A 7,507-nucleotide genomic window follows, 5' to 3' on the forward strand; every position below is an offset into this window, starting at 1 on the left:
TCTTCATATATTTCCTAAATAATTTATGTTCTTTTAATCGTGCTACACTCAATCTTTTGACATTCACCCGTTTTCAATGTGATAATTCTATTACACTCACTTCTATTTATTTTTGCGAGCTACAAATGCTCCCTTTTGAAACGCTAATAACACCGTTTCAAACGTATCATCTTCTTCAATCATTTTTATAAACTCATCTAATTCACTCGCATGAGAAGTTGCATTATCAACAACAAGAAAACCTTTTGGTTGTAACATACGTTTTATATGCTCAAACCACCACATGTATTGCGTGCGCTCTGAATCTAGGAAAATAAAATCAAATGAATGATCTAATTGTGAATCTAAAAATGCCCCTGCTTCTTGATTATGAATATCGATTCTTTGTAACAGGTTTGCCTTTTCAAAATTGACAAGTGCCTCTCCAACTCGTTCTGAAGAAAGCTCTACAGTTGTTACATTTCCATTTGTTTCTTCTACTGCATTAGCTAACCACAATGTAGAATAACCATTAGAAGTTCCAATTTCTAAGATGTTTTTTGCATTACACCCTTTTACTAAAATTGATAAAAATTGCCCCATCTCACGAGAAACATTCCGTAATTTTTCTTCCCTTGTTTTTTTATTTCGATCATGCTCTTCTCCATATTGTTCAAGTTGCAATAATAATGAATCTACTGTATCCATTCTTTTCATCGCCTTTCCAAGCAATATGATGAAAAAAGCTCTTGCTGCCCGTCTACTTTTTATTATATGCGAAACAAAAACCTTTTTCCTGTTATATGACAAAGATTTATAATTTTTTATAGCATATTGTTTCGTTTTTTGGTAAAGTTAATTTCTACGTGCAATTATTCCATTCATATTATTTCATATTAAAATTGCAGTTATTAAATTATATAAACCCCATTTAAATGAATCGGTATTTCAAATTCAATTAAGCGCCCTTTTCGGACGCATTTTCTTTGTTTATATATTTCCAGAAGAAAGGATGCTTACAAATGAACGTTATTAGCTTAGATGCTGCTCGAAAACGAAAGCAGCATAAAAAATTAATGATTACTATACCGATTATTACACGTATTTATGAAGAAGACGGGGAAATTAAATTTGAGGTAGCCGGCGAAAAAGATGTACCTCTTGAAATGTTAGAAAAATAATAAAAAACGCATTTCTGAAGAAATGCGCTTTTTTATATTTTTACATTTAAATGCATAAGTTTTTCAGGATTAACCATCATATAAATATTTGAAATCTTCTCATCCTCAAATGCAAACGAAAGCACATACGTTACTTTATTATTTATTGTAACTATAACTCCTGGTATACCATTTACCATTTTGAAATCAACAGTGTACTCTTCTGTCAATCGTTGTGCAATCCCAAAGAACAAACGTATAATTCGATCTGCAGAATAAATCGGATTGATCGCAGTCGTAACTTTACCGCCACCATCAGCTTTGAGTATAGCATCTGTTTTTAATACTTCTAACATACCTTCCGCATCCCCACACTGTAATGATGATACAAACTTTTCAACATAAGAAGCCATTTTCTCCGTGCTTAATTTTGATTGCTTCGGTTTCTCCAACATGCTTTTTCGAGCACGTTGAAAGATCTTCCTGCAGTTCACACTACTCTTATCAACAATTGAAGCTATTTCTTCGTATTCATAACTGAAAACCTCTCTTAATATGAAAACAATCCTTTCTACCTCAGATAACTGTTGTAAAAGTAATAAATATGCGGTGGAAAGGGATTCTTTCATTATAAAAGACTTTGATGGCTCATCACTCTCTTCTACAATTGGCTCTGGTAACCACATCCCTACATACACGTTACGCTTATGCGCTGCCGATCGTAATTTATCAATTGAACGATTTGTCGCCATCTTACATAAATATGCTTTCATATTTTCTATAGATTGAGGATCTTCTATATTATTTAGCGAGATAAATACATCCTGAACGATATCCTCAGCATCCATAACACTCCCAAGGATTCTGTATGCTAACGAAAATAATAATGGTTGATACGCTTCATATAACTGCTCCGTTTCCATGATGAACTGCCTCACTTTCATATTGCTTTAAAATGTGTAACGCTGCACGTTTCCCGCTTGCTACCGCAGCATCAGCTAATATTTCATCATGCCCTGCCCAATCTCCTGCAACATAAACACCTGGCATTTCAGGTATATTAGGGCCCGGTTTTTCAACACGGTCAATATGAGGAAAATCATGTACTACTGTTATTTTCGGTAAATATTGCTGTGCAACAACTTCTCTTTTCCAATTTGGATGTAACAACTCCATCGTACTTTCCAATTGTTCTTTATCTTCATGAATATGATTCATCTCTAGCACAGGATTATGGTACTTAATTAGACTCACTGCAATTGATCCATCTTCACTTAATTTAGCTGCTCTCGATTGATTTGTGAAAAATATAGGTTGATCTAATCCTAATACAAATTGATGTGTAGGATTGGGTAATTGTCTCAAGCCAATATCTAATGCAGCAACAGTAACCGGTACCGATTGTTCACTCCATCTATGCAAACTTGTTCCTTCTGCACCTTTTATTATTTTACAAGCTTCTTTCGGCGGAGTCGTCACGATAACTGTGCCTACTTCAAAAACCTCATGATCAACACAATGTATTCTTTGTTTATCTTCGGAATGCTCAATTTCCACAACATGCTTTTTAGCCAAAAACTGTACCCCAATATCATTCGCTATAGCTCTTAATTTTGTTATTATCGTCTCCCAACCACCATCTACATAAAGCACCCCCTCTTTTATAGAAAGCTGTATTTGCTTTAGTACAGATGATGCTAATTGTATTGTAGGAGCAAACGTATATGTTGTTGTCCGGCATAGCGCATAAAATATATTGCGAACCATTGGATCTTTTATTTCATTTTCTGCCCATGTAGTTAGACTCATTTTCGGAACTTCTCCTACATCTAAATTTCCTAAACGCATCATAAGACGTGAGAATTGTACTTTTGCAGACCAAGAAAGTAGTGGTGTTGATAAAATTGAGTAAAAATCTGTTGGGATAGTGAATATATCCCCTTTCCATATTCCATGTGCTTTTGTAGATGGTATTCCACCTGGAAGATTCATACCGAGCTCATTACAAGTTATAAACGCTGTCCCGCCTCTATATAAAGCATGTGCACCAAGATTCATGCAGATTCCATTTTTATTTATAGTCATCCCTCGGCCACCGAATTGACTAGACTTTTCTAATACAATCACTTTCCTTCCAGCTTTCGCTAAATATATAGATGCTGTTAATCCAGCAAGCCCACCGCCAACAATTGCTATATCAAATGTATCCATAATAAAATCCCTCCTCAATCGTTCTACATACAAGACGAACGATTAAGGAGGGATGTGACATAAAAATAAATTTTTATTACCCTACTTTATTTCATTACTTTTTAATTCGATCATATTGCATACGAAATAACTCAATTGCAAATGGAATATCCTCTTCACTCTTTAAATAATAACTGATCCATCCTGATTCAGGTAATACGTGATGTGGTTTTACCAATCCTTGCTTCACTAATTCATCTCTCTTTAACTTCGGAAATGGTAAATCAGCTAATTTATCACCATGAAGATGCCCAAGTTCTTTCTTACCATAATTTATTTCAATACCACCAAATCGATGCGGTTTTTCAGAAACACCCGCCCAGCTGAGTACTTCATTTCTAATCATTTCACTAAATGACATGAACATTCACTCCTTATAAATGATTGATGTAATTTTAAATTAACATTTTCATTACTTTTTTCCATCAATCCAAAGTATGAATGGGAATACGAATATAGTTTAGTCTTAACACCTTATTCTTTATGGAATAAGTGAATTTATTAAGCTACCGACAACAGCACAAAACAAAGACTAGACACATATCCTAATTTTGTAACCTAACTTACCTATAGAAAGGCAGGTAATACAATTGACTGCCAACATCGACTATACCTCCCCCTCAACCAATTTTACTTATGATGTAAATAAAAGTAATTTTTTTCGGAAAGATGCCCAAAATTATATAAATGTACTTGGTATTAAACAATTAAATACTTTAGAAAATACTTCATTATTAGATATTTATTTAAGTACAGGAAATGTTGTAGAACCACATATTCATCAAAATGCAGCTGAACTTGTTTATTGTATTTCAGGGTCTGTTGTTGTTTCTTTACTTAATCCATTTACGAATCAAATATTACACTTACCGATAAAACCCGGGCAAGTTGCCAACATTCCACAAGCGTGGTGGCATTATGAAATTGCTACAGCAGATAATACTCATTTATTAGCTATTTTCAATGCTCCAACTCCAGAAGTTATTTTCGGTTCTGACATTTTAAGGTTAACTCCAGCCCATATGATGGCCCATACTTACTGTCTCAATGAACAACAATGGAAACAAGCGGTTTCCCCTATTCAATCAACTACTGTAATTGGTCCTCCGGCAAACTGCAATCAAAACCGTGAAATGAAAAATTATCCAACCCAGCCCCTCGCTCAACAACATAATCCGTATCACCAAGATTCTTATTACTTTCCTCTTTACTGGGGCTATTAATTTGTAAATTTTTAAAAGAATCATCATTTATCTCCTAGGAAAATACCAAGGAGATTTTTTTATTGTATCTTCTCTTCCTATTAAAAATAGTAACAATTGCTAGTGTACATACATATAATATTTATATATTAAATTGGAGGTGATAGTACTATGAGTAATTATAACTATCGAAAAAACTACTCTTATAATAAAAATAGTAGCTCTTCAGCATCCTCTCAATCTTCCAATTCCCAATCGCAAAGAGACTTAGCCGAGCAAGGCTATGTAAAGAAAAAAGGATGTAACTGTAATAAAAATAAATAGTTTATTTTTTGGATGAATTCTTTTAAAAGAATTCATCTTTTTTGCTGAGTGAAAATTTTTTAAGTTACATAACTTATTCATTAAATAAGAAAGGGTAAATTATACTTTTTTATACGAACTTAACAAAGAGTAATTGTTCAATTGATTTATTACTTATTTCCCCCAAAAATATAGTCCTTCCTAAATTTATTAGGAAGGACTATATACAAACCCCTGTTTAATTTCCTACTAAACATTGTAACAAATTAAACGATATTAAGACCTGCACTTACAAATCCGGCAACTGCTGCTATTGGACTTGCTGCTGTTAATGAAACATATACTAATATTTTATCCCCAGCAACTACTGGAACATTATATGCTTGGATTCCTGTTGCTGTAGTACCAATTGCTATTGCTGGTAATGCTGGTGTTAATAATAGAGGTGGCGCTACTGGTGTAAACGTATTACTTGCAGCAGGTGCGATAAATATTTGCATCTGAATTTGAACAGGTGCTAATGGAGCTAACGCCGCTGTTGCACTAAAGAATCCTGCTAATGACGTGATAATTCCATCACGTGGTGCTACAAATGCATAATCACCTACAACACCTGGTAGTATTGTGAGAGTTCCTCCGACACCTGGAGCTATGCCAGGCTGACTAAATCCAAATCCAAGAAGAGTTCCTGTATTAGCTACTAACGCATTAACTAATGCTGCTGGTGTTGTACCTGAAGCAAACGGAATAATAGCTCCGCCACCAGTTGCTCCCGTTGCACCAGTTGCTCCCGTTAGACCTGTTGCTCCTGTCGGGCCTGTTGCTCCTGCTAGACCTGTTGCTCCTGTCGGGCCTGTTGCTCCTGCTAGACCTGTTGCTCCTGTTGGACCCGTTGCTCCTGCTAGACCTGTGTCTCCCGTTGGACCTGTTGGGCCTGCTGCTCCAGTATCTCCTGTTGGACCTGTTGCTCCCGTTGCTCCTGCTAGACCTGTGTCTCCCGTTGGACCTGTTGGACCTGTTGCTCCTCCTCCTGGACCTGTTGGACCTGTTGGACCTGTTGCTCCTCCTCCTGGACCTGTTGGACCTGTTGGGCCTGTTGCTCCTCCTCCTGGAGTAGCACCAATTAATTGAGTTAATAAGTTTAATAAAAGTTGTAAACTTGCAGGGTCAATAATTAAAGAGAAGAAGAATGGTGCAAGAGCACTATAGAATTGTTGTAATAAAGAAAGCAATTGACCTAAATCTGGGTTAGGAGATTGTAGTAAATTGATAATACTTTGAATTAATTGTTTTAAGAAATTCCCTTCTGGAGAAGGTGCTAATTCATTTAGTAAGTTCAATAGTTGAGTAAACAAATTGAGTAAAGCTAATCTGTTTGCATCACTTGGGTTTGCAAAAAACGCTGCAATAGCCGCTATTAAAGAGTTTAGTAAAGTAATTAATCTACCTAATTGCTCACTAGTAATTGGAACTGTTTGTGGATTATTACAACAATCTGGAGTGAAAACAATCGGATTATTGCAGTGGTTATGACCAAAACAATTATTGTTTGTCATTTATGTCCTCCTTACTTGTTTTATATTTGAGTTTTTCCTATTATAAGGATCATAAAGTTGTAAAAAAACATGTTATATATTGACTTAAAATAGGAAACATGAAATATAATTAAACTTAAAAACGTTATTTAATTATGTTCATGACTCACATATTAATTATATGTTTTTAATAATTGACTGCTTAGATTAAATACCTAAACTTACGGGTTTATTTTATTTTTCCACGTTTATCTCTTAGGTTTAAATACACATATTAATTTGAATATACTCAACAATTAACAGTGCCATTTTTTTATATAAATATACATTATTTCTTTACTAAGATTGTGTTCTCTTTTTAAACATGAAGCCGTTTGTATTATAGAGGACTCTCATATAATATATTGAAAAATTCATTTTATATTTTATTCCAATACACTGTGGAAAGGATTGAAGTTAAAATTCCTATCATTCAACCATTTATGACAGCTAGAAATTGAATGTACCTTCACTTAATTTTAACTATTTAAATATAAAACAAAAAAGGACAGATTCCTTTTCATTAAGGATCTGTCCTTTTAATTAATAATGATAAATTGTAATATAATTGAAGATCCTTGCGATGGTGGTTGCGTATCCAATAAAGTTAATTTACCAGTACTCACTTCATATAATGGTTGTGGTTGTAGTATTCCGTTAACAAACAAATTAATATAAGAAACTTCACTAGGAGACAAAATATTCGTTGTACCATATTGAGGTATCCCGTCAGCATCTGTATATATAAGTTTCTCTCCATCTGCAAAAGTGTAATATAACAAATTGGTTGTGGTTATAGGACCGATACCCCCAGTAGGACCTGTTGCTCCGGTTGGGCCTGTTATTCCGGTCGGCCCCGTTTCTCCGGTTGGGCCTGTTATTCCGGTCGGCCCCGTTTCTCCGGTTGCTCCTGTTATTCCGGTCGGCCCCGTTTCTCCGGTTGCTCCTGTTATTCCGGTCGGCCCCGTTTCTCCGGTTGGGCCTGTTATTCCGGTCGGCCCCGTTTCTCCGGTTGGGCCTGTTATTCCGGTCGGCCCCG

At 35.2% G+C, this 7,507-nt stretch carries 8 protein-coding genes; 2 read left to right on the top strand and 6 right to left on the bottom strand.

Features of this window, described 5'->3' with window-relative positions; translation table 11 throughout:
* Positions 1–102 precede the first annotated feature (102 nt).
* Positions 103–696 carry an O-methyltransferase gene (locus tag F3I02_RS20965; protein WP_002094007.1) on the bottom strand — a complete coding sequence of 198 codons (594 nt, stop codon included), beginning with the start codon at positions 694–696 and terminating at the stop codon, positions 103–105.
* Positions 697–1,001: 305 nt separating this feature from the next.
* Between F3I02_RS20965 and F3I02_RS20970 the strand changes: the two genes are divergently transcribed.
* Positions 1,002–1,160, top strand: coding sequence for a hypothetical protein (locus F3I02_RS20970; protein ID WP_001100984.1), 159 nt, complete (start codon positions 1,002–1,004; stop codon positions 1,158–1,160).
* Positions 1,161–1,192: 32 nt separating this feature from the next.
* On the opposite strand, the gene F3I02_RS20975 is transcribed toward F3I02_RS20970, so the two are convergent.
* The 3 genes from F3I02_RS20975 to F3I02_RS20985 form a co-directional block, all read right to left on the bottom strand.
* On the bottom strand, positions 1,193–2,062 hold the full coding sequence (locus F3I02_RS20975) for a sigma-70 family RNA polymerase sigma factor (RefSeq protein ID WP_000447142.1): 870 nt from the start codon (positions 2,060–2,062) through the stop codon (positions 1,193–1,195).
* Positions 2,040–3,350 (bottom strand): phytoene desaturase family protein, encoded by a 1,311-nt coding sequence (locus F3I02_RS20980; protein WP_000379300.1) that lies wholly within the window; start codon positions 3,348–3,350, stop codon positions 2,040–2,042. Before F3I02_RS20980 ends, F3I02_RS20975 begins: the two co-directional genes overlap by 23 nt.
* Positions 3,351–3,444: 94 nt before the next feature.
* Positions 3,445–3,750 carry a luciferase domain-containing protein gene (locus F3I02_RS20985; RefSeq protein WP_000010319.1) on the bottom strand — a complete coding sequence of 102 codons (306 nt, stop codon included), beginning with the start codon at positions 3,748–3,750 and terminating at the stop codon, positions 3,445–3,447.
* A 229-nt stretch (positions 3,751–3,979) separates the two neighbouring features.
* On the opposite strand from F3I02_RS20985, the gene F3I02_RS20990 reads away from it, so the two are divergent.
* A complete protein-coding gene (locus F3I02_RS20990; protein WP_196478367.1) occupies positions 3,980–4,612 on the top strand; it encodes a cupin domain-containing protein in 633 nt (210 codons plus the stop codon).
* A gap of 548 nt (positions 4,613–5,160) precedes the next feature.
* Here F3I02_RS20990 and F3I02_RS20995 read toward each other — a convergent pair.
* Both F3I02_RS20995 and F3I02_RS21000 read right to left on the bottom strand, forming a co-directional pair.
* Entirely contained in the window at positions 5,161–6,450 is a 1,290-nt protein-coding gene (locus F3I02_RS20995) for an exosporium glycoprotein BclB-related protein (RefSeq protein WP_196478368.1), read from the bottom strand.
* A gap of 557 nt (positions 6,451–7,007) precedes the next feature.
* Positions 7,008–7,507, bottom strand: a 500-nt coding sequence (locus tag F3I02_RS21000) for a DUF4183 domain-containing protein (RefSeq protein WP_196478369.1), incomplete at its 5' end; no start/stop codon positions are given.

It is taken from the genome of Bacillus sp. SRB3LM (genome assembly GCF_015712745.1).
GTDB classification, from domain to species: Bacteria; Bacillota; Bacilli; order Bacillales; family Bacillaceae_G; genus Bacillus_A; species Bacillus_A thuringiensis_K.